Raw genomic sequence first — 20,746 nt, 5'->3', positions numbered from 1 at the left:
ATGTTCGAGACCCCGCGCATCGAGACGCAGCGCCTGATCCTGCGGCCGCTTGCGCCCTCGGATGCGTCGGCGATCCAGCGTCACTTCAACAATTGGAACGTGATCAAGACTCTCGCCACGGTGGTGCCGTGGCCTTATCCCGGCGACGGCGCGGAAAGCTTTATCAGGCGGGAGCTCGACAAGATCGCGGCCGGCGAGGAAAGCTATCAATGGGTGCTGGTGTTGCGTGCCGGCGATGGCGAGGCGATCGGCAACATCAATTTCCGGCCGCGCGCCGACGGCCGCAAGGGCAATCGCGGATTCTGGCTCGCCGAGCCGTATTGGAATCAGGGCCTGATGACGGAGGCGATCGCGGCGGTGAACGATTTCGCCTTCCTGACGCTTGGCGTCGATCACTTCCACGTCTGCAACGCGCAGTCCAATGTCGCCTCGCGCCGGGTCAAGCAGAAGACCGGAGCCGAATTCGTCGGCTTCGTCGAGCTTCCGCACCATAACGGCGAATCCAGAGCGGAGAAATGGAAGGTGACGCGCGAGACCTGGTTGCGCGATCGCGCGAAGCCGTGACCTTATTTGCGAATACCGCCGCGAGGAAAAACGCCGTATCTTGACCGCGCATAAAGGGTTGGCGAACATGGTCCATCGCTCCATCAAGAACGAGAACACAATGGCGATGAACGGCATGTCGATGAATGATGCCTGGCGCGACCGCGCCGCGACAAGTTTTCAATGCGAGAAGCAACCGGCCACCAGCAGCCGCGGCATGGTGGTGAGCAATCATCCGTTGGCATCGAGCGCGGGCGCCGAGATGCTGGCTGCCGGCGGCAATGCGATCGATGCGGCAATCGCCACCTTGTTCACGCTGACCGTGGTCGAGCCGATGATGGTCGGCATCATCGGCGGCGGCATGGCGCATATTCGCCTCGCCGACGGCAGCCATCGCTTCATCGATGGCCAAAGCACGGTGCCGCAGGCGGTGCGGCCGGATACCTATACCTCGAAGCCCGGTTCGGCGCACGACGTGTTCGACACCGTCGGCGACGAGAATTTGAACGGGCCGAAGGCGGTGGCGGTACCGGGCTCGCTGAAGGCCTGGTGCGAGACGCTGCGCCGCTTCGGCACCATGAGCCTCGCCGACGTGATGCAGCCCGCGATCAAGCACGCCGCGCGCGGCTATGCAGCAACGCCCTATTTGCATGAATGCATCACCGACGGCGCCGAGGAGATGCTGAAGGACAAGCCGATCTCGGCGATCTATCTGCCTGATGGCACGCCGCTGAAGCCCGGCGAGCGCGTGGTGCAGGCGGAATATGCCGAGACGCTGAAATACATCGCCGATCATGGCGACAACGCGCTCTACCAAGGGCCGCTCGGCGACATCCTGGTCGACTACATGAAGAAGAACGGCGGCTTCATCGCGCAACAGGATCTCGCGACCTACAAGACCGTCGAGCGGCAGCCGATCCGCTGCGACTACCGCGGCTGGGAAATCCTCGGGCCTCCGCCCCCGGCGGCGTCAGGCGTGCACATCACGCAGATGCTCAATATCCTCGAAGGCTATGACATCGCGCGGCTCGGCTTTGGCACGACCGAGACGATCCACTATCTCGCCGAGGTGCTGAAGATCGCCTTCGCCGACCGCGCGGCCGCGAGCGGCGATCCCGCCTATATCAACGTGCCGGTGGAGCGGCTGACCTCGAAGGCCTATGCCGAGGAGCGCCGCCGCGCGATCGATCCCGCCGCTGCACAAGCCTGGGGCGCCGGCGTCACCCAACTCGAAAGCGCGCACACCACGCACATGACCGCGGCGGATGCGATGGGCAATGTGGTCGCGACCACCCAGACCATCAACAATCTGTTCGGCGCCAAGATCCTGATCCCCGGCCTCGGCACCGTGCCGAACAACTACATGAACCTGTTCGATCCGCGGCCGGGGCATGCACTGTCGCTGGCCGCCGGCAAGCGCGTCACCACCTCGATGTCGCCGATGATGGCGCTGCGCGACGGCAAGCTCGCTTACGCGCTCGGCCTGCCCGGCGGCAAGCGCATCTTCCCGAGCGCGATGCAGGCGTTGATCAATCTGATCGACCACGGCATGAGCCTGCAGGAGGCGGTCGAGGCGCCGCGGGTCTGGACCGAGGGCAATGCGCTGGAGGTCGAGCAGGCGGTGCCGGAGGCCGTCCGCGCCGCGCTGTCAGCCAAGGGCCACAGAGTGCAGGTCGTGCCGACGGTGGCCGGCGGCATGAACGCGATCCAGTTTCACGCGGACGGCTCGATGTCGGGCGCAGCCTGCTGGCGCGCCGACGGCACGCCGGTCGGCATTGCCGGCGGCCTCGCCCGCGCCGGGGTGCGGTTTGCGTTGAGGTGACGCCGACTACGCTGTTTGACAGGTTGAACCGAGAACCATCCTCAACGTCGTCCTGGCGAAAGCCAGGACCCATTACCCCAAATCTCATTGTTGTGCGACGCCGGGGCCGCGATCCGGTTTCATCGCTGAATGCGGTGGTTATGGGTCCTGGCTTTCGCCAGGACGACGTATGGGAAGAGCCGTGGTGAATCACAGGAGTCTCTGGAATGCCTGATCGTCCGCCGTAGCCTGTCATCGGGCGCGCGTTCGCGCGACCCGGTGGCGGACGATGACACCGCGTGTTTGAAATCTTGAATCGAGAGCATCCCCATCGTCGTCCCGGCGAAAGCCGGGACCCATAACCACAGCCCGTCATTGTTGCGCGCTGCTGAAACGACGAGTCTCGCCTACAACGCCCGCTGCGGCGTATGGGTCCCGGCCTGCGCCGGGACGACGAAATGGACAGAACCCGGGCTGCGCTGCCGGATCACCCGCATGCGCGGGCGACGGCTTGAATTATTTCCTGACGCAGATCACGCGGACCACGGCGGCCATGGCGTCCGCCGAGTCGCCCGACGCGGTGACGCCGTGCGCCTTCAGGAAGCTGCGCACCGTGTCGGCCGGCACCAGCGCGGCCTGCGCCGGCGGCGCCGCGTTTGCGGGGCCCGCAACGATGACGGGCTTCAGCACCGCGATGCCGGCAAACCTGCCGCCGCCGTCGAGCGCCGCCGCGCCGGAGAACCCGAGCGCCGGCGCCGGTGACAGCGCCTGATCGCCGCCGCCGGTCTGCGCGACCGAAGCCTTCACGCTGCTCGCGGCCGCGCCGCCGCCCTGGCTCTGCGGATCGGCGATCCCGGTGATGTCGAACGCGGTCTGCGTCGCCTGGCCTGCGATATTGAGCGGCTTCAGCCCGCGCGCGCCGTAGATGCGCAGCAGCGCGAGATCGTGATCCTTGTCGTCGGCGATCCGATCGGCATTGCCATAGCCCGGGATCGTCAGCGCGATGCAATCGTCGGTCGCCACGCGGTCGGTGACGATCGCACCGTCGTCGCTGACGACGATGCCGGTGCCGTATTCGACGGTCTTGCGCGGCGGCGGCCCGGCTTGCGGTCCGGACGGAAATGCATTGAAGGCACTCGACATCGCGATCACGACCGGCTCGATGGTGGTTTGCATCGCCTGGTCGTAGACGATCGTCATGGTGCGGACCTCGTCACCCTTGAAGGCGCCTCGCACGTAGAACTTCTTCAGGCCCTGCAATCCCGACAGCACGAAGAAGTCGGGCTTCACCACGGTGTAATCGACCTTGCGCCCGGACGGCTCCTTCTCCAGATCGGCGAGCTTTGCCGAGGTCGGGTTCACCTCCTTGCGGCGGCTGAGCAGCACCTGAACGGTGCCGGTCGGCGAGGTCCATTTGGCCCCGGCGGCATCGCTGGTGAGCTGCGGCACCAGCTTGGTGGGAATGCCGAGCCGCGCCCCGGTGGCCGGCTCGGTGACGATCCGCCAGCCGACACCTTCCTGCTTCCGCCGCGCAGTGTCGGCGAGCGCGGCGCGCTCCTGCGGATTGAGCACGCCGGTCGGCTTGCCGCCCTTGGTCTTCTGGTACTCCTTGATGGCGTTGACCATGCGCTCGCTGACGTCGCCGGTGATGGCGCCGTTGTACTGGCCGACCCAGGCGAGGTCGGACTGGAGCGACAGCCGCTCCGCCTGCGTCATCGCGCCAGCGGTATCCTCCGGCTTCTGCAAAGCGGGGCGTATCGGCACCGTCGTCACGGTCTTCGGCTTCGCCCCCGCCGTCGAGGGCGGGGTCATCTGGGCCTCTGCCATGCCCATCCCTGTGACCGTAATGGAGGCGGCCATCAATGTTGCCGAAAGCACCGATCTCATGACAAATCCGGGGGGAATGACTGACACCATTGACGTCCAGGCAATTAAGCACATCTGCTTGGTCGGCAACAACCGCGCTCCGGTTCAGGGAGTGCGTCAACCCTCATCCTGAGGAGCGGCGAGAGCCGCGTCTCGAAAGATGAGGCCAGAGAACCCGGCCTCATGGTTCGAGACGCGCTTCGCGCTCCTCACATGAGGGGATCGATATGTGGGAACTGATCGAACAATGCTGACTGCCGACGAACTCGAACGCTATGCTCGCCATATCGTGCTGCGCGATGTCGGCGGGCCGGGCCAAGCCGCGCTGAAGCGGGCCTCCGTGCTGGTGATCGGCGCCGGCGGGCTCGGCGCGCCCGCGCTGATGTATCTGGCTGCCGCCGGCGTCGGCACGCTGGGCGTGGTCGACGACGACGTGGTCTCGCTGTCCAACCTGCAGCGCCAGGTCATCCATGCGACGTCCGATATCGGCAAGCGCAAGGTCGACAGCGCGGCGGCGCAGATCCATGCGCTCAATCCGCATGTGACGTTCGAGGCGCATCCGATGCGACTCACCGCCGACAATGCGATGGCGCTGATCGCGAACTACGATCTCGTGCTCGACGGCTCCGACAATTTTTCGACGCGCTATCTCGTCTCCGACGCCTGCTTCTTCGCGAAGCGGCCGTTGATCACGGCGGCGCTCGGCACTTTCGACGGCTCGCTCACCACCATCCGCGCGCATGAGACGAACGAGCAGGGCGAATTCAACCCGACCTATCGCTGCCTGTTTCCGGAAGCACCCCCGCCCGGAACCGTTCCGGCCTGTGCGGAGGCCGGAGTCATGGGGGCACTCGCGGGCGTGCTCGGCTCGATGATGGCGCTGGAGGCGATCCGCGAGATCGTCGGCTTCGGCGACGGCCTGGTCGGCCGCCTCCTGATGATCGATGCGCGCGCGATGCGCTTCGAGACGCTGCGCTACGGGCGCGATCCGCAGAACCCGCTCAATGGCGATGGGCCCGCCATCACTGACCTCAGCGTCCATCGCACCTGATTGCTGTCGTTAGAGCCTTTCCCGTTCCGAGAGAATCGGAACGGGACTCCAGACTCTTGTTGTGACGCGTTTTCTTCACGCGAACCGGTATCCACTTCGCTCGAAAACGCTCTAAAGCGCGATGAGATTGGGATGAATCGTCATCGCGCTCCAGGTCGTCGTTTGAGCATGATCTTGTCGGAGAACCGCCGCGCACTTTTCCCGATCATGCTTTAGGTGCTGGCCCGCTTCTCGCTGTCGAGATGCGCCATCTGCTCGGCCGCATAGCGCGTGCCGGCCGCGATATCCGGCGGGAAGGCTTTAGCCAGCGCTGCGAGATGAGCCTGCGTCAGCGTCAGCTTGGTCGCGCCGAGCGCTTCGGTGAGACGGTTGCGGGTGCGGGCGCCGACCAGCGGCACGATCTCCTTGCCCTGCGCCGCGACCCAGGCGATTGCGACCTGCGCCGGCGTTGCTCCGATCTCGGCGGCAATGGCGCGCAACTGCTCCACCAGCGCGAGATTGGCGTCGAGGTTCGCACCCTGGAAGCGCGGCGTCATCAGCCGATAGTCCTTGCCGACCTTGCCCGAATCCTTCGACCAGTGACCGCTGATCAGGCCGCGCGCCAGGACGCCGTAGGCGGTGATGCCGATGCCGAGCTCGCGGCAGGTCTTGAGGATGTCGCGTTCGATGCCGCGCTCGATCAGCGAATATTCGATCTGGAGATCGGCGATCGGATGCACCGCATGCGCGCGGCGGATGGTGTCGGAGCCGACCTCGGACAGGCCGATATGCCTGACATAGCCCGCCTTCACGAGATCGGCGAGGCCGCCGACGATCTCTTCGATGGGAACGTTCGGATCGAGCCGCGCCGGACGATAGATGTCGACATGGTCGGTGCCGAGCCGCTGGAGCGAATAAGCGAGGAAGTTCTTGGTTGCGGCCGGCTGGGTGTCCATTCCGGCGAATTCGCCCGCGGGGCCACGGAGCGCGCCGAACTTGACGCTGATCTGCAGCCGGTCGCGCGCGACGTCCTTCAGGGCTTCCTGCACCAGCATCTCGTTGTGACCCATGGCGTAGAAGTCGCCGGTATCCAGCAGCGTGATGCCGGCATCGAGCGCCGCATGCACCGTGGCGATGCTCTCGCCGCGGTCGGCCGGGCCATAGACCTCGGACATGCCCATGCAGCCGAGGCCGAGGGCCGAGACGGTGGGCCCGGTTGAGCCGAGTTTGCGTGTGTCCATGTGGATGTTCCTCGAACGTTTGCGGCGGAAAATCCGTCGCCAAATGCCGAGGTGATATGGGCCGGCCGGCTTTCGCCGATAAGCTGGACAATCGCGAATGACTTGTTCACTATATCGAACAATGCAGGATTTCGACCTTCGCGACCTCGACGCCTTCGTGGCGGTGGCGCGCACGCGCAACTTCCGGCGTGCGGCGCTCGAGCAGCGCGTCTCGGTCTCGAGCCTCAGCCAGCGGCTCCGGGATCTGGAGGAGCGCCTCGGCGTCCGCCTGATGAACCGCACCACGCGCAGTGTCGCGCTGACCGAGGCGGGCGAACTGCTGCTGTCGCGCGTCGCTCCGGCCTTGGTCAACGTCGCCGATGCGATCACCGAGGTGCGCGGCCTGCGCGCCGAGCCGTCGGGGCGGTTGCGCATCAACGCGCCGCCGCCTGCGGTCGATCTCGTGCTGGCGCCGATGATCGCGCCGTTCCTCGCCAGATATCCGCGGGTCGAACTCGACGTCGTCGCGGAGAGTGCGTTCGTGGACATCGTCGCGCAGGGCTTTGACGCCGGCGTGCGTTACGGCGAGCACCTGGCACAGGACATGGTCGCGGTCCCGCTTGGCGCGCCGCAACGTTACGCGATCGTGGCGTCCAGTGAGTATGTCGCAAAGCACGGCCGGCCGATGCATCCGAAGGATCTGCTGGCGCACCCCTGCATCCGCAGCCGCTTCAGCAACGGCGTGATGTTCGATTGGGAGTTCGAGAAGAACGGCCGCGTGGTGAAGATTTCGCCGCCGGCCAGGCTGACCGCGACCCATCTCGGCCTCGCGCTGCGTGCAGTCCATGACGGCGTCGGCTACTGGGCGACGTTCGAGGGCTATGTCCGCTACGGCGTGAAATCCGGCGCGCTGGTCAGCGTGCTCGACGACTGGTGCCCGCCGTTCGACGGACCGTTCCTCTATTATCCGAGCCGCCGTCAGCCGCCGCCCGCGCTGGCCGCCTTCGTGTCGTTCGTCGCCGACTGGCGCAAGCAGGCGCGGCGGAAGAGATAGGGCAGGCTGTCACCACATCGTCGTCCCGGCCTGGTGCGCAATTGCGCACGGGAGCCGGACCCATAACCACAGCTCTCACAAATGCGAAGGCTGGAGCCCCAGCTCGGTCCAACCACGAACACCGGTGGTTATGGGTCCCTGCTTTCGCAGGGACAACACCGAATGTTGGTCTCAGAGTGTGCTCGGCAGTCCCGTAGCCCGGCAACTTTGCATGGGGTTGTTTTCGATATTTTGGCAGCTCGCCCCAACGACGGCGGGCTAAGGCTATCCACGTTCCGTAGCCCCGTAGCCCGGATGGAGCGAAGCGCAATCCGGGGCGGTCTGTCCGCGGATACAGGCCCCGGATTTCGCGGAGCCTGTCATCGGGCGCGCGTTCGCGCGACCCGTTGGCTCCATCCGGGCTACAGATCTCTCTTCCCCTTTCCCCTGAAAGGGGGAAGGTCGGGATGGGGGTCCAGCCACACGCACCGTCGCTCGTGGAGAGAGATGATCCCCACCCGCTTTGCTCTCGCGAGCAAAGCGACCTCCCCTCTTCAAGGGGAGGTTGGAACTGCGTGGCTTGTATCGAGCGCGGCGTAATCCCGGTTACGAAATCAGAGCATGCTCGGCAGCACGCGATCCGGCGGCTTGTGGGCGTCGAGGAAGGTGCGAATGTTGATGATCACCTTCTCGCCCATCTCGACGCGGCCTTCGATCGTGGCCGAGCCCATATGCGGCAGCAGCGTCACCTTGCCGGCCCTGGCGAGCCGCACCAGCTTCGGGTTGACCGCGGGCTCGTGCTCGTAGACGTCGAGGCCGGCGCCGGCAATCTCGCCGCCTTCGATCAATTTGATCAGCGTGTCCTCGTCGGTCACCTCGCCGCGCGCGGTGTTGACGATGTAGGCGTCCTTGCGGATCAGCTTCAGCCGCCGCGCCGAGAGCAGGTGATAGGTCGCGGGCGTGTGCGGACAATTCACCGAGATGATGTCCATCCGCGCCAGCATCTGGTCGAGGCTTTCCCAATAGGTCGCGCCGAGCTCTTCGGCGATGACGGGAGCGACGGGACGGCGGTTGTGATAGTGGATCTGAAGGCCGAATGCGCGCGCGCGGCGCGCCACCGCCTGGCCGATGCGGCCCATGCCGATGATGCCGAGACGCTTGCCGCCGATGCGGTGGCCCAGCATCCAGGTCGGCGACCAGCCCGCCCAGGGCTTCCCTTCGGTCAGGATCGAGGCGCCTTCGATCATCCGCCTGGGCACGGCGAGGATCAGCGCCATGGTCATATCAGCGGTGTCTTCGGTCAGAACCTTCGGCGTATTGGTGACGGTGATGCCGCGGGCATGGGCGGCTGCAACGTCGATATTGTCGACGCCGTTGCCGAAATTGGCGATCAGGCGGAGCTTGCAGTCGGGCTGGTTCACGACATCGGCGCTGATGTGATCGGTCACGGTCGGAACCAGCACGTCGGCGGTGCGCGCGGCCTCCGCGATCTGGTCGGGTGACATCGGCGTGTCCTCGAGATTGATGCGCGCGTCGAACAGCTCGCGCATTCGCGTCTCGATCGAATCCGGCAGCTTGCGCGTCACCACGACGAGGGGCTTTTTCTTCACCGACATGTCCTGCTCTCATGAGGCGCGCGGCGTGCCAAAAAGCAAACCGTTGAGGCCTCATTAACCCGGTTGTTCGACACTGCTGATAGCCGCGCTGTCCCGGCGTTTCCTTCGCGCTTCCTAGGGTTCCCCGATACTTGCCCCGGCTTTTCGCCAAGGCGAAACGACGAGCAAATTCGGGTGTTCTGGCTCTCAGGCGTTCCGTCCTCTCTAGCAGAAGGCCGGGCCAAGACAAGAACCACTCGGGCTTGCAGTGTGGGGGCGAACGGGCGCGGGGCCTTCGGGCGTGGTTTGGGTTGCAATTCGCCGAATGCGGGTTGGGCATCTCGGCAGGAGACGAGTTGATGGTCTGGCGTTTCGGTTCATTGGTGGCGCTGGTCGGAAGCATGCTGAGTGCGTCGGTCATGCCCGGACATTCAGCCAAGGATTTGAGCCCCACCGCCAGCGGCTTGCCGGTGCCGCGCTATGTCAGCCTCAAATCGGATCACGTGAACGTCCGCGCCGGCCCGACCAAGGACAATGACGTCGCCTGGGTCTACACCCGCGCCGGCCTGCCGGTCGAAATCACCGCCGAGTTCGAGAACTGGCGCCGGGTGCGCGATTCCGAGGGCGCCGAAGGCTGGGTCTATCACTCGCTGCTGTCGGGCCGCCGCACCGCGGTCGTCACCATGAAGCACAAGGACGACCTGGCCTCGCTGTACGATCGCCCGGACGCGACCAGCGCCGTCGCGGCGCGCCTCCAGGCCGGCGTTGTCACGCAGGTGAAGAAGTGCGCCGCAAACTGGTGCCGCGTCATCGGCAACGGCTTTGACGGCTGGATCCAGCAGGAGCGCCTCTGGGGCGTCTACGCCGACGAGAAGGTGGACTGACGCGCAGCGTCATTCCGGGATGGTCCGCGAGGACCAGACCGCAGGTGCGCAATTGCGCACCGGGGAATCTCGAGATTCCGGGTTCGATGCTCCGCATCGCCCCGGAATGACGTAAGTGCAAAACGACAATGGCCGGGACGAGCCCGGCCATCACAACTCAAATCGACGGTAAGACGCCTCAGCGCTTCTTGCGCAGGCGCACGACCATGTCGATGCGGGAGATCTCGTAGCCCTCGGGCACCTCCGGCATCTTCGACAGCACGAGGTTCGGGTCGGGAATGTCGACCAGCTCATGGCTGTTCTCGAGGTAGTAGTGATGGTGGGTCGTGACGTTGGTGTCGAAATAGGTCTTGGTGCCGTCGACGCTGACCTGGCGGAGCAGGCCGGCATCGGTGAGCTGGTTCAACGTGTTGTACACGGTCGCCAGCGATACCGGAACCTTGGCCAGCGTCGCTTCCTCGTAGAGCATTTCAGCCGTGAGGTGACGTGCACCCTTGCCGAACAGCAGCCAGCCGAGCGCCATGCGTTGGCGCGTCGGACGGAGCCCCGCGGACTGGAGCATTTCGTTGACGTCGTGCCACGGGCAGCCGGTCAAGGCCGGCTGGTGCCCAGCGCCCCGGGCAGCCGGGTGCACGGCATCATCATTCACAGCCGGTACTTCCTCGTTCATATCCACTCTATGCACCCAACTCAGGCAATATTCCTCATAAATATAAAAAGGATGCCTATCAGATGCAAGTTTTTCGCAACTAGAACGAATCCAAGCTGCGGTAGAAACCTAAGGAGAAGCGGTCATTTATCCTCCGAATGCCGCTTTGCCGCCCAGTTGGCGCTATGTTAGAGAGCGCGCGGACCACATATGCGCTTTCGGCAGAGATAACAGGCCGTAGCGTACCCAGGTAGCGCCAAGATGCGGGACGGGTTATTCCGGTTCCCGTGGGTAGATCAAGGTCCGACCAAGCAAAGCGCTCATCGGGACATCAGAGGTGGAAAGAGGATGCTGGATCGGCGCGGCGGATACGAATACGAGGATTTGCTGGCTTGCGGGCGCGGCGAGATGTTCGGTCCGGGCAATGCCCAGCTGCCGCTGCCGCCGATGCTGATGTTCGACCGCATCACGGAGATCACCGACAATGGCGGTGAATTCGGCAAGGGCCTGGTGCGCGCCGAGCTCGACGTGAAGCCTGACCTCTGGTTTTTCGGCTGCCATTTCAAGAACGACCCGGTAATGCCGGGCTGCCTCGGCCTGGATGCGCTGTGGCAAATGGTCGGCTTTTACCTCGGCTGGGTCGGCGGCGAAGGCCGCGGCCGGGCGCTCGGCCTGAGCGAGCTGAAGTTCGGCGGCCAGGTGCTGACCGACGCCCGCAAGGTTGTGTACAACATCGACATCAAACGCGTGATGCGGGCAAAGCTGGTGCTCGGCATCGCCGACGGGTGGCTTTCGGTCGATGACCAGATTATTTATCGCGCCAAGGATCTGAAGGTCGGCCTGTTCAAGCAGGGCACGGCGCCATCTTGAGCAGGATCATCATGCGGCAACATAAAGGCAGGGCGAGGCGAACATGAGGCGGGTTGTGGTCACCGGAATGGGCATCGTCTCGTCCATCGGAAACAACACCCAGGAAGTGCTTGCGAGCCTTCACGAGGCGAAGTCTGGCATTTCGCGGGCAGGGAAATATGCCGAGCTCGGCTTCCGTTCGCAGGTGCAAGGTGAGCCCACGCTCGATCCGTCGACGGTGGTCGACCGCCGCGCGATGCGTTTCCTCGGCCAGGGTGCGGCGTGGAATCACGTCGCGATGGAGCAGGCGATCCAGGACTCCGGCCTGTCGCCGGATGAAGTCTCCAACATCCGTACCGGCATCATCATGGGCTCCGGTGGACCGTCGACGCGCACGCTGGTGGAGGCCGCCGACATCACCCGCTCCAAGGGACCCAAGCGCGTCGGCCCGTTTGCGGTGCCGAAGGCGATGTCTTCCACGGCCTCCGCGACGCTCGCAACCTGGTTCAAGATCAAGGGCGTGAACTATTCGATCTCCTCGGCCTGCGCGACGTCGAACCATTGCGTCGGCAATGCCTATGAGACGATCCAGATCGGCAAGCAGGACATCATCTTCGCCGGCGGCTGCGAGGAGCTGGACTGGTCGCTGTCGGTGCTGTTCGACGCCATGGGCGCGATGTCCTCGAAATACAACGACACGCCGGCCACGGCCTCGCGTCCCTACGACCTCAATCGCGATGGCTTCGTCATCGCCGGTGGCGCCGGCGTGCTGGTGCTGGAAGAGCTCGAGCATGCCAAGGCGCGCGGTGCGCGCATCTATGGCGAGATCGTCGGATATGGCGCGACCTCGGACGGCCACGACATGGTGGCGCCGTCGGGCGAAGGCGCCGAGCGCTGCATGCGCATGGCAATGTCGACGGTGAAGACCAGGGTCGACTACATCAATCCGCACGCGACCTCGACACCCGCCGGCGATCCGCCGGAGATCGAGGCGATCCGGAAAGTGTTCGGCGTCGGCGAGAAGTGCCCGCCGATCTCGGCGACCAAGGCGCTGACCGGCCACTCGCTGGGCGCCACCGGCGTGCAGGAAGCGATCTATTCGCTGCTGATGATGAACAACGGCTTCATCTGCGAGAGCGCGCACATCCAGGAGCTCGATCCCGTGTTCGCCGACATGCCGATCGTGCGCAAGCGCATCGACAACGTCAAGATCGGCACCGTGCTGTCGAACTCCTTCGGCTTCGGTGGCACCAACGCCACGCTGGTGTTCAGCCGGCTGGATGCGTGATTTCGCCTCTCCTCGCTTGCCGAGGAAGGTCCGCAGGCAGCGAATGAGAACATTGCAACGATCCGGAATGGGGTGGGAATGATTATTGAACCGCGCGTGCGAGGCTTCATCTGCACGACGGCACATCCCGTCGGCTGCGCCACGAATGTCCGCGAACAGATCGCCTATGTTCTGAAGCAGGGCCCGGTCGCCGACTGCCCGAAGCGCGTTGCCGTGCTGGGCTGCTCGACGGGGTATGGCCTCGCGAGCCGCATCGTCGCGACCTTCGCCGGCGGCGCCGATACGATCGGCGTGTCGCTGGAGCGCGAGCCGTCGGAAAAGAAAAGCGCCAGCGCCGGCTGGTACAACAACCGCGCCTTCGAGATCGAGGCCCAGAAGATCGGACGATCACCGCTCACGCTCGAAGGCGACGCCTTCTCCGACGAGCTGAAGGCGACCTTCATCGAGCGTGTGCGCGAGAAATTCGGACAGCTCGACCTGCTGGTCTACAGCATGGCCGCTCCGGTCCGGACCGATCCCGACACCGGCAAGACCTATCGTTCGGTGATCAAGCCGCTGGGCGCCCCGGTCGAGATCAAGACACTCGACACCGAGACCGGCGAGGTGTTCCGGACCACGCTCGAGCCGGCGAGCGAGGAGCAAACCGCGGCCACCGTCGCGGTGATGGGCGGCGACGACTGGAAGCGCTGGATCGACCAGCTCGCGGATGCCGGCGTCCTCGCGCCGGGCTTCCGGACGCTCAACTACACCTATATCGGCAGCGAACTGACCTGGCCGATCTACTGGAACGGCACGCTCGGTCGCGCCAAGGTCGATCTCGACAGCAAGGCGGAAGCGATCCGGGGCCGGCTCGGCGCGGACGCGGCCCGCGTCGTCGCGCTGAAGGCCGTGGTCACCCAGGCGAGCTCGGCCATTCCGGTGGTGCCGCTCTATGGCACGGTGCTGTTCAAGGTGATGAAGCAGCTCGGTCTCCACGAAGGCTGCATCGAGCAGATCGATCGCCTGTTCCGGACGAAGCTCGGTAAGGGTGTCGCGCTCGATGACGCGCAGCGCGTCCGGGTCGACGACTGGGAGCTGTCGCCCGAGGTGCAGACGGAAGTGTCGCGGCGCTGGCCGCTGCTCACCACCGAGACGCTCGGCGAGTTGGCCGATCTCGGCGAGTACAAGAGCCAGTTCCTCCGCCTGTTCGGCTTCGGCATCGACGGCGTTGACTACACGCAGGACGTCGATCCCCGCGTCGTGCCGGGTTAGGCCGTTCGGGAATCACGCGAGAGAGGTCACAGACCTGTCTTCTCCTTGCCCCTGAAAGGGGGAAGGTCGGGATGGGGGGCAGCCGTGGACGATGCTGTCTGCGGAGAGAGCGGATCCCCACCCGCTTTGCTCTGGCGAGCAAAGCGACCTCCCCTTTTCAAGGGGAGGTTAAGACGTGTTCCGGATTTCGCGGAGCCTGTCATCGGGCGCGCGTTCGCGCGACCCGTTGGCTTCTCCGGGCTACGCGCTTCATCCCGCCGCGATCTTCTCTGCGCGCTGGAACGCGGGCCGGGCCACGCAGCGGCCGATATAGGCCTCGAACGACGGCCGCGGCGGCACCATCTTGAACACGCGTACCGCAAAGTTCAGTCCCGCGCCGATCGCGATGTCGGCAGCGGAGAATTGATCGCCGAGGATCCATGGCCCCTTCTGCAGCTCGGCGTCGAGCACGTCGAACACCTGCGCGGCGCTGCCCCACGCGGCGGTGCTGGTCGGCACCTCGAGCTTGGTGAAGAGCTGGATCAGCGCCGGCTCGATGCAACTCGGCGAAAAAAACAGCCACTGCAGATAGCGCGCCCGCTTCGGGTCCGTCGCTGCCGGCGCGAGTTTCGTCTCGGGATAGCGGTCGGCGATGTAGGCGCAGATGGCCGCGGCTTCCCCGAGCGCCGCGTCGCCGTCGGTCAGCGCCGGAACCTTGCCCATCGGATTGATCTTTAGAAAGTCCGGCGTCTTCTGCGCGCCGGTGCTGATGTCGGTCAGCACCCGTTCGTATGGCAGACCGGATTCCTCCAGCAGCCAAATGGCTGAGAACGAGCGCGAGCGCGGCGACCAGTACAGCTTGATCATGGCCTAGCCTCCGATGTGCGGTTTGTTTTCTTCCACCGATAGTGCTTCATCATGAAGCCGGTGACCGGATTGGGCTCTTCCTTCTCGAATACAAAACCCTCGCGCTCGTACCAGCGCCAGGCCTTTTCGTTCTCGCGCACGCATTTCAGCCAGATCTCGTCGGGCATCTGCCGGCGCGTGAAGGCAAGCAGCTCGCGTCCCAGGCTCCGGCCCTGATAGGCGGGGACCACCATCAGCTGATCGAGCAGCAAGGTCGGCAGGTGCAGCGCCAGCATGGCGGCGATGGCGCCGCGATCGTCGGCGACGAACAGGCTCCAGCCACCAGCGATCTCGCGCGGCAAGCGGATACGCAGATCGTTCAACAGGCTGTCGCTGGCTTGCGAGAGCCCGGTCGAAGCCCAGCTGTCCATCCAGGCGCGCGCGATCGCGTCAAGTTCGTCGGGACGAGCGGGGCGGATGTTCGGCGCCGTCATTGTTCCCTATCGCGTGCGACGCCGGCGGCGTGACGCTGTGGATGCATAAAGGTGAAAGCCCGCGATCGCCTCGCGGGGCTTTCAACTCTAGCGCAGTTGTTTGCGACCGGCGAGGCCGGCGGCTCACACGCCGAGCGTGCCGGCCTTTGCTGCCGCATAGCGCTCGGCCACGGCCTTCCAGTTCACCGTATTCCACCATGCTTTGAGATAATCCGGCCGGCGGTTCTGGTAGGTCAGGTAATAAGCGTGCTCCCAGACGTCATTGCCGAGCAACGCGCGCTTGCCGTCCATGATCGGATTGTCCTGGTTCGGCCGGGTCTCGATCGCGAGCTTGCCGTCCTTGGTTACAGTGACGAACACCCAGCCGGAGCCGAACACGCGCCCGCCGGCGGCGTTGAAATCGGTCTGGAATTTTTCCATGCCGCCGAGGTCGCGATCGATCGCGGCGAGCACCTCGCCGTCCGCCTTGCCGCCGTTCGGTCCCATGATCTGCCAGAACATCGTGTGGTTGGCATGGCCGCCCATGTTGTTGCGCACGCCGGTGCGGATCGCCTCCGGTACGCCGCCGAGATTGGCGAGCACCTCGACGACCGGCTTCTCGGCGATCTGCGGATTGTCCTTGGCGAAATTGTTGAGGTTGGTGACATAGGCCTGGTGATGCCGGTCGTGATGGATCTCCATCGTCTTGGCATCGATATGCGGCTCCAGCGCATTGGTGGGATAGGTCAGCGGATCAATCTTGAACGGTCCGGCTGGAGCCTGCGCCGTGGCTTGCGCGAACGCTGCGCGCGATGCGGCGGCGGCCGCGGCGATGCCGCCTGCTGCGATGATCAAATGGCGTCGGGACATCGAGGACATCGTGGTTCTCCGTGCTGGGAAAGCTTCCTGATGTTAGGCCCGAGTTGTGAACGGGTTCCAGCGAATCCGGTCACAATGCCGGGTCAAAACCGCGCATGCCGATCAGCGGAGATTGATTTGCGTCCGATCTCGGCGAACCAAAAAGGGCGGCCACAGGGCCGCCCTTTTCGTAACAGTCGATTTGGTAACAATCGATTTGCCGTGGCTTACTCGCCGGCAGCTTCGCGCGGCGCCGCAGCCGGCGCTTCGGCCTTCTCCTTGGCCTCGAGGTCCTCGCCGGTGGTCTGGTCGACCACCTTCATCGACAGGCGGGTCTTGCCGCGATCGTCGAAGCCGAGCAGCTTGACCTTGACCTTGTCGCCTTCCTTGACGACGTCGGAGGTCTTCTGCACGCGGCTGGAAGCGAGCTGGCTGATGTGGACGAGGCCGTCCTTGGAGCCGAAGAAGTTCACGAAGGCGCCGAACTCCATCACCTTGACGACGGTGCCGTCATAGATCTGGCCGACTTCGGGCTCGGACGCGATCGACTTGATCCACTTGATCGCGGCCTTCATGGCTTCGCCGTCGCTGGAGGCGACCTTCACGGTGCCGTCGTCCTCGATGTTGACCTTGGCGCCGGTCTTCTCGACGATCTCGCGGATCACCTTGCCGCCGGTGCCGATCACTTCGCGGATCTTGTCGGTCGGGATCTTGAAGGTCTCGATGCGCGGCGCATATTCGCCGAGCTCGGCGCGGGCGTTGGTCAGCGCCTTGGCCATCTCGCCGAGGATGTGGATACGGCCGTCCTTGGCCTGGCCAAGGGCGACGCGCATGATCTCTTCGGTGATGCCCTCGATCTTGATGTCCATCTGGAGCGAGGTGATGCCCTGCTCGGTACCGGCGACCTTGAAGTCCATGTCGCCGAGATGGTCCTCGTCACCGAGGATGTCGGAGAGAACCGCGAAGCGCTTGTCTTCGAGGATCAGGCCCATCGCGATGCCCGCGGTCGGCCGCTTCAACGGCACGCCCGCATCCATCAGCGCCAGCGAGGCGCCGCAGACCGACGCCATCGACGAGGAGCCGTTGGATTCGGTGATCTCCGAGACCACGCGCACCGTGTAGGGGAACTCGTGGTGCGGCGGTAGCACCGGATGGATCGCGCGCCAGGCCAGCTTGCCGTGGCCGATCTCGCGGCGCTTGGTGCCGCCGAGGCGGCCGGTCTCGCCGACCGAATAGGGCGGGAAGTTGTAGTGCAGCAGGAACGTTTCCTTGTACGTTCCGGACAGCGCGTCGATGTACTGCTCGTCCTCGCCGGTGCCGAGCGTGGTCACGACCATCGCCTGGGTCTCGCCGCGGGTGAACAGCGCCGAACCGTGGGCGCGGGGCAGCACGCCAACTTCGGCGATGATGTTGCGGACCGTCTTGCTGTCGCGGCCGTCGATGCGCTTGCCGGTGTCCAGGATGTTCCAGCGAACGATCTTGGCTTCCAATTCCTTGAACACGCCGGCGACGCGGAGCTTGTCGTATTTCGGCTCCTGCCCTTCGGGGAAGTAATGGGCGATCACCTTTTCCTTGACCTTGCCGACCGCGGCGTAGCGATCCTGCTTGACGGGAATCGCGTAGGCGGCGCGCAGCTCCTGCTCGACGAGGCCGAGCATCTCCTTCTCGAGCGCGGCGTTGTCGATCACGGTGACTTCGCGCGGCTCCTTGGCGGCCTTCTCGGCGAGCTCGATGATCGCGTTGATCACCGGCTGGAAGTGGCGGTGACCGAACATCACGGCGCCGAGCATGATGTCTTCGTTCAGCTCCTTGGCTTCCGATTCCACCATCAGCACGGCGTCGGCGGTGCCGGCGACGACGAGGTCGAGCTGGGTGTCGACCATCTCGTCGAGCGTCGGGTTGAGGATGAACTCGTCATTGGCGAAGCCGACGCGCGCTGCGCCGATCGGGCCCTTGAACGGGGCGCCTGACAGGGTCAGCGCAGCCGACGACGCGACCAGCGCGACGATATCCGGGTCGTTCTCCATGTCGTGCGACAGCACGGTGACGATCACCTGGGTCTCATTGCGCCAGCCGTCGACGAACAGCGGGCGGATCGGACGGTCGATCAGGCGGGAGACCAGCGTCTCCTTCTCGGTCGGACGGCCCTCGCGCTTGAAATAGCCGCCGGGAATGCGGCCGGCCGCGTAGGTCTTCTCCTGATAGTCGACGGTCAGCGGCAGGAAGTCGACGCCCTCGCGCGGCGCCTTCGCCGCGACGACGGTGGCGAGCACCACGGTCTCGCCATAGGTGGCGACGACGGCGCCGTCGGCCTGGCGGGCGATCTTGCCGGTTTCGAGCTTGAGTGGGCGTCCGCCCCAGTCGATCTCGACTGAATGCTTATTGAACATAGTGGTCTTCTTTCATGGGTTCTCGAAAGCACGGCGCTCTGAAACACAAAGACCATGCCAAGACGGCGAGACACTGATGCGCTGTTGCGATCAGCGTCCTGCGATCCTGCCATGGTTTTTGGATTTCGGATGGCGTCCATCCTTTCGGGTCATCTGGGCATCTTGCCCGGTCCAGCGGCCGGATTGCTACTGGACGCTAGTGTGCATGGCGCGACTGCCATGCTGCGCATGATCATCTTTCGACAATTCGAAAGCCCGAGTTCACGGACGACCATGCGAAAACGCGCGCGAACCCTCGCGCGCGTGCTTCTCAAATTAACGACGAATATTGTGCTTCTCGAGCAGCGCCTTGTACCGCGCCTCGTCCTTCTTCTTGAGATAGTCGAGGAGCGAGCGGCGGGTCGAGACCAGCTTCAAGAGGCCGCGACGCGAATGGTTGTCCTTCACGTGGGTCTTGAAATGGTTGGTGAGGTTGTTGATGCGTTCCGACAGGATCGCGACCTGAACCTCGGGCGAGCCGGTGTCGCCGGCCTTGGTGGCATTCGTCTTGATGACTTCCGCTTTGCGTTCTGCGGCAATCGACATCGTCAATTTCTCTCGTTGCGACCGGAGCTGGCAGTCAGGCCGGTCAGGTTGAACACACGCTTGGGGATGATTTCGCCATTGCCGACTTCAGCAAGCGCGAGAAGCCGGCCTGCCACCGTGACATAGACTGTGCCGCTACAAGTGGGCGCATCCCGTCCGCGCAACAAAACGGCCTGGCCCCTATGGAGCCTTGCCGCATCAGCCCGAGTGACGGCCAGTGCCGGGATGTCGTCCAGCGCGGTCTCAACGGGCAAAAGCGCGTCGGCGAGGCTGCCCTCGCCGGACGCGGCTCTATCGCACAAAGCCTCCAACTGATCCAGCGGAATCATGTCGTTTTCGCCGAATGGGCCGACCAGGGTCCGCCTGAGGGCGCAGATATGGCCGTAAGTGCCGAGAATCCGGCCCATATCGCGGGCCAAGGCGCGGACATAGGTGCCCTTGCCGCACTCGGCCTCGAATACGGACTGGCCGTTATCGCCATGTTCCACAAGGGTTAATTCGTGAATCTCGACCGGCCGGGGGGCCAGTTCCACGACCTCGCCGTCGCGGGCGAGGTCATAGGCGCGCTCGCCCTGGATCTTGATCGCGGAGTAGCGCGGCGGGATCTGCTCGATCACCCCGGTGAAGCGGGGCAACAGTTCCCGGATCGAATCGGCGGTCGGCCGGCTCTCGCTGGTCCTGACCGGCCGACCCTCGATGTCGTCGGTGTCGCGCTCCTCGCCCCAGCAGACCGTGAACTGGTAGCGCTTGCGGCCGTCCATCACGAAGGGAACGGTCTTGGTGGCCTCGCCGAGTGCGATCGGCAGCCCGCCAGAGGCGAGCGGATCGAGCGTACCGGCGTGGCCGGCGCGCTTGGCGTTGAACATGCGCTTGAGCACCGCAACCGCCTGCGTCGAGGTCATGCCGATCGGCTTGTCGAGCACGACCCAGCCATGGACGTCGCGGCGGTCCCGGCGCGGCTGCTGGTTCTGCCTGCCCTGCTTCTGGCGCGGGTTGTTGTTGGTGCGGCGCGCTTCGTCGGCGCGCTGCCCGGCAAAAGCATCCCGCTCAGCGTCGCGGGCGTCGGCATCCTTCGCGTCCACAGCGCTGTTGGTCGTCATCACAGTCATCACTCGTCGTCCGAATCGGGTGCAAGGTCTCGCTGCACCGCAGGTGTTCGCAAAAGCTTCTCGATCCGTTCCGCTTCGTCGAATCGCTCGTCGACGCGGAAGCGAATGTCAGGTGCAAATTTCAGGTTAACGCGCCGCGCGACCTCGCCGCGCAGGAATTTCTTGTTGCGCTCGAGCGCCGCGATCACGATCTCGGTGTCGCGGCCACCGAGCGGCATCACGTAGACCGTCGCGAGCTTCAGGTCGGGCGACATCCGCACCTCCGGCACGGTGATGATGTGACCTTCGAGATCCGCATCGTGGACCTCACCCTGCGACAAAATCTCGGCAACTGCATGGCGAACCGTTTCACCGACGCGCAGCTGACGTTGTGAGCCGCCGGGGCTGGAACTCTTCTTTTGACGGGGCATGACCTTCTTCCAAAACCGTCGCGCCCGCAGGCCTTGGCCGCGGGCATCAATGTCCTAGCTTTGCTTCAATCAGACAATGCGCTGGTG

Annotated in this window: 19 protein-coding genes; 8 read left to right on the top strand and 11 right to left on the bottom strand. The window is 64.7% G+C overall.

Annotated features, from left to right (window positions below):
• Nucleotides 1-564 carry a GNAT family N-acetyltransferase gene (locus RX327_RS00340; protein WP_050383440.1) on the top strand — a complete coding sequence of 188 codons (564 nt, stop codon included), beginning with the start codon at nt 1-3 and terminating at the stop codon, nt 562-564.
• Nucleotides 565-685: 121 nt separating this feature from the next.
• Entirely contained in the window at nt 686-2,365 is a 1,680-nt protein-coding gene (gene ggt, locus RX327_RS00335; RefSeq protein ID WP_050383609.1) for a gamma-glutamyltransferase, read from the top strand.
• Between the two features lie 495 nt (nt 2,366-2,860).
• Here the strand turns inward: ggt and RX327_RS00330 are convergent, their stop codons facing one another.
• Complete coding sequence (locus tag RX327_RS00330; protein WP_317249115.1) at nt 2,861-4,231, bottom strand: serine protease; 1,371 nt, start codon at nt 4,229-4,231, stop codon at nt 2,861-2,863.
• 226 nt (nt 4,232-4,457) lie between these two features.
• On the opposite strand from RX327_RS00330, the gene RX327_RS00325 reads away from it, so the two are divergent.
• Nucleotides 4,458-5,261 carry a molybdopterin-synthase adenylyltransferase MoeB gene (locus RX327_RS00325; protein ID WP_317249114.1) on the top strand — a complete coding sequence of 268 codons (804 nt, stop codon included), beginning with the start codon at nt 4,458-4,460 and terminating at the stop codon, nt 5,259-5,261.
• Nucleotides 5,262-5,473: 212 nt separating this feature from the next.
• On the opposite strand, the gene RX327_RS00320 is transcribed toward RX327_RS00325, so the two are convergent.
• Entirely contained in the window at nt 5,474-6,481 is a 1,008-nt protein-coding gene (locus tag RX327_RS00320; RefSeq protein WP_317249113.1) for an aldo/keto reductase, read from the bottom strand.
• Nucleotides 6,482-6,602: 121 nt separating this feature from the next.
• On the opposite strand from RX327_RS00320, the gene RX327_RS00315 reads away from it, so the two are divergent.
• On the top strand, nt 6,603-7,514 hold the full coding sequence (locus RX327_RS00315) for a LysR family transcriptional regulator (RefSeq protein WP_317249112.1): 912 nt from the start codon (nt 6,603-6,605) through the stop codon (nt 7,512-7,514).
• A 593-nt stretch (nt 7,515-8,107) separates the two neighbouring features.
• Here the strand turns inward: RX327_RS00315 and RX327_RS00310 are convergent.
• Nucleotides 8,108-9,109 (bottom strand): 2-hydroxyacid dehydrogenase, encoded by a 1,002-nt coding sequence (locus RX327_RS00310; RefSeq protein ID WP_131870462.1) that lies wholly within the window; start codon nt 9,107-9,109, stop codon nt 8,108-8,110.
• A gap of 338 nt (nt 9,110-9,447) precedes the next feature.
• Here RX327_RS00310 and RX327_RS00305 point away from each other — a divergent pair, with 338 nt between their 5' ends.
• Entirely contained in the window at nt 9,448-9,972 is a 525-nt protein-coding gene (locus RX327_RS00305) for an SH3 domain-containing protein (protein ID WP_410712132.1), read from the top strand.
• Between the two features lie 178 nt (nt 9,973-10,150).
• On the opposite strand, the gene irrA is transcribed toward RX327_RS00305, so the two are convergent.
• Nucleotides 10,151-10,642 (bottom strand): iron response transcriptional regulator IrrA, encoded by a 492-nt coding sequence (gene irrA, locus RX327_RS00300; protein ID WP_317249110.1) that lies wholly within the window; start codon nt 10,640-10,642, stop codon nt 10,151-10,153.
• A gap of 327 nt (nt 10,643-10,969) precedes the next feature.
• Between irrA and fabA the strand changes: the two genes are divergently transcribed.
• The 3 genes from fabA (at nt 10,970) to fabV (ending at nt 14,009) form a co-directional block, all read left to right on the top strand.
• Nucleotides 10,970-11,491: a 3-hydroxyacyl-[acyl-carrier-protein] dehydratase FabA gene (gene fabA, locus RX327_RS00295; RefSeq protein ID WP_317249109.1), complete on the top strand. Its 522-nt coding sequence runs from the start codon at nt 10,970-10,972 to the stop codon at nt 11,489-11,491.
• A 43-nt stretch (nt 11,492-11,534) separates the two neighbouring features.
• The gene (fabB, locus tag RX327_RS00290; RefSeq protein WP_317249108.1) at nt 11,535-12,758 is read left to right on the top strand and encodes a beta-ketoacyl-ACP synthase I; all 1,224 of its coding nucleotides are present in this window, start codon (nt 11,535-11,537) and stop codon (nt 12,756-12,758) included.
• Between the two features lie 78 nt (nt 12,759-12,836).
• Entirely contained in the window at nt 12,837-14,009 is a 1,173-nt protein-coding gene (gene fabV, locus RX327_RS00285) for an enoyl-ACP reductase FabV (protein ID WP_317249107.1), read from the top strand.
• A gap of 249 nt (nt 14,010-14,258) precedes the next feature.
• Here fabV and RX327_RS00280 read toward each other — a convergent pair whose 3' ends face one another.
• The 7 genes from RX327_RS00280 to rbfA all read right to left on the bottom strand — a co-directional run bounded on the left by RX327_RS00280 (nt 14,259) and on the right by rbfA (nt 20,659).
• Nucleotides 14,259-14,855 carry a glutathione S-transferase family protein gene (locus tag RX327_RS00280; protein WP_317249106.1) on the bottom strand — a complete coding sequence of 199 codons (597 nt, stop codon included), beginning with the start codon at nt 14,853-14,855 and terminating at the stop codon, nt 14,259-14,261.
• Nucleotides 14,852-15,328, bottom strand: a complete 477-nt coding sequence (locus RX327_RS00275; protein ID WP_317249105.1) for a GNAT family N-acetyltransferase — start codon at nt 15,326-15,328, stop codon at nt 14,852-14,854. The genes RX327_RS00280 and RX327_RS00275 overlap by 4 nt, the downstream gene beginning before the upstream one ends.
• 123 nt (nt 15,329-15,451) lie before the next feature.
• Nucleotides 15,452-16,186, bottom strand: a complete 735-nt coding sequence (locus RX327_RS00270; RefSeq protein ID WP_050383432.1) for a superoxide dismutase — start codon at nt 16,184-16,186, stop codon at nt 15,452-15,454.
• Nucleotides 16,187-16,392: 206 nt separating this feature from the next.
• A complete protein-coding gene (gene pnp / locus RX327_RS00265; protein ID WP_317249104.1) occupies nt 16,393-18,555 on the bottom strand; it encodes a polyribonucleotide nucleotidyltransferase in 2,163 nt (720 codons plus the stop codon).
• 315 nt (nt 18,556-18,870) lie between these two features.
• Complete coding sequence (rpsO, locus tag RX327_RS00260) at nt 18,871-19,140, bottom strand: 30S ribosomal protein S15 (protein ID WP_008540131.1); 270 nt, start codon at nt 19,138-19,140, stop codon at nt 18,871-18,873.
• Nucleotides 19,141-19,142: 2 nt separating this feature from the next.
• Nucleotides 19,143-20,249, bottom strand: coding sequence for a tRNA pseudouridine(55) synthase TruB (gene truB, locus RX327_RS00255; RefSeq protein WP_317249103.1), 1,107 nt, complete (start codon nt 20,247-20,249; stop codon nt 19,143-19,145).
• A complete protein-coding gene (gene rbfA, locus RX327_RS00250) occupies nt 20,249-20,659 on the bottom strand; it encodes a 30S ribosome-binding factor RbfA (protein ID WP_317249102.1) in 411 nt (136 codons plus the stop codon). Before rbfA ends, truB begins: the two co-directional genes overlap by 1 nt.
• Between the last annotated feature and the right edge of the window lie 87 nt (nt 20,660-20,746).

The organism is Bradyrhizobium sp. BEA-2-5 (assembly GCF_032918025.1).
Lineage (GTDB): Bacteria > Pseudomonadota > Alphaproteobacteria > Rhizobiales > Xanthobacteraceae > Bradyrhizobium > Bradyrhizobium pachyrhizi.
This window is presented reverse-complemented; position numbering and strand designations above follow the sequence as displayed.

Bases quoted from the DNA above. Each gene is read 5' to 3' on its own strand.
- RX327_RS00340 (WP_050383440.1), top strand. From the start codon at position 1: ATGTTCGAGACCCCGCGCATCGAGACGCAGCGCCTGATCCTGCGGCCG.
- ggt (WP_050383609.1), top strand. From the start codon at position 686: ATGAATGATGCCTGGCGCGACCGCGCCGCGACAAGTTTTCAATGCGAG.
- RX327_RS00330 (WP_317249115.1), bottom strand. From the start codon at position 4,231: ATGAGATCGGTGCTTTCGGCAACATTGATGGCCGCCTCCATTACGGTC.
- RX327_RS00325 (WP_317249114.1), top strand. From the start codon at position 4,458: ATGCTGACTGCCGACGAACTCGAACGCTATGCTCGCCATATCGTGCTG.
- RX327_RS00320 (WP_317249113.1), bottom strand. From the start codon at position 6,481: ATGGACACACGCAAACTCGGCTCAACCGGGCCCACCGTCTCGGCCCTC.
- RX327_RS00315 (WP_317249112.1), top strand. From the start codon at position 6,603: ATGCAGGATTTCGACCTTCGCGACCTCGACGCCTTCGTGGCGGTGGCG.
- RX327_RS00310 (WP_131870462.1), bottom strand. From the start codon at position 9,109: ATGTCGGTGAAGAAAAAGCCCCTCGTCGTGGTGACGCGCAAGCTGCCG.
- RX327_RS00305 (WP_410712132.1), top strand. From the start codon at position 9,448: ATGGTCTGGCGTTTCGGTTCATTGGTGGCGCTGGTCGGAAGCATGCTG.
- irrA (WP_317249110.1), bottom strand. From the start codon at position 10,642: ATGAACGAGGAAGTACCGGCTGTGAATGATGATGCCGTGCACCCGGCT.
- fabA (WP_317249109.1), top strand. From the start codon at position 10,970: ATGCTGGATCGGCGCGGCGGATACGAATACGAGGATTTGCTGGCTTGC.
- fabB (WP_317249108.1), top strand. From the start codon at position 11,535: ATGAGGCGGGTTGTGGTCACCGGAATGGGCATCGTCTCGTCCATCGGA.
- fabV (WP_317249107.1), top strand. From the start codon at position 12,837: ATGATTATTGAACCGCGCGTGCGAGGCTTCATCTGCACGACGGCACAT.
- RX327_RS00280 (WP_317249106.1), bottom strand. From the start codon at position 14,855: ATGATCAAGCTGTACTGGTCGCCGCGCTCGCGCTCGTTCTCAGCCATT.
- RX327_RS00275 (WP_317249105.1), bottom strand. From the start codon at position 15,328: ATGACGGCGCCGAACATCCGCCCCGCTCGTCCCGACGAACTTGACGCG.
- RX327_RS00270 (WP_050383432.1), bottom strand. From the start codon at position 16,186: ATGTCCTCGATGTCCCGACGCCATTTGATCATCGCAGCAGGCGGCATC.
- pnp (WP_317249104.1), bottom strand. From the start codon at position 18,555: ATGTTCAATAAGCATTCAGTCGAGATCGACTGGGGCGGACGCCCACTC.
- rpsO (WP_008540131.1), bottom strand. From the start codon at position 19,140: ATGTCGATTGCCGCAGAACGCAAAGCGGAAGTCATCAAGACGAATGCC.
- truB (WP_317249103.1), bottom strand. From the start codon at position 20,249: ATGACTGTGATGACGACCAACAGCGCTGTGGACGCGAAGGATGCCGAC.
- rbfA (WP_317249102.1), bottom strand. From the start codon at position 20,659: ATGCCCCGTCAAAAGAAGAGTTCCAGCCCCGGCGGCTCACAACGTCAG.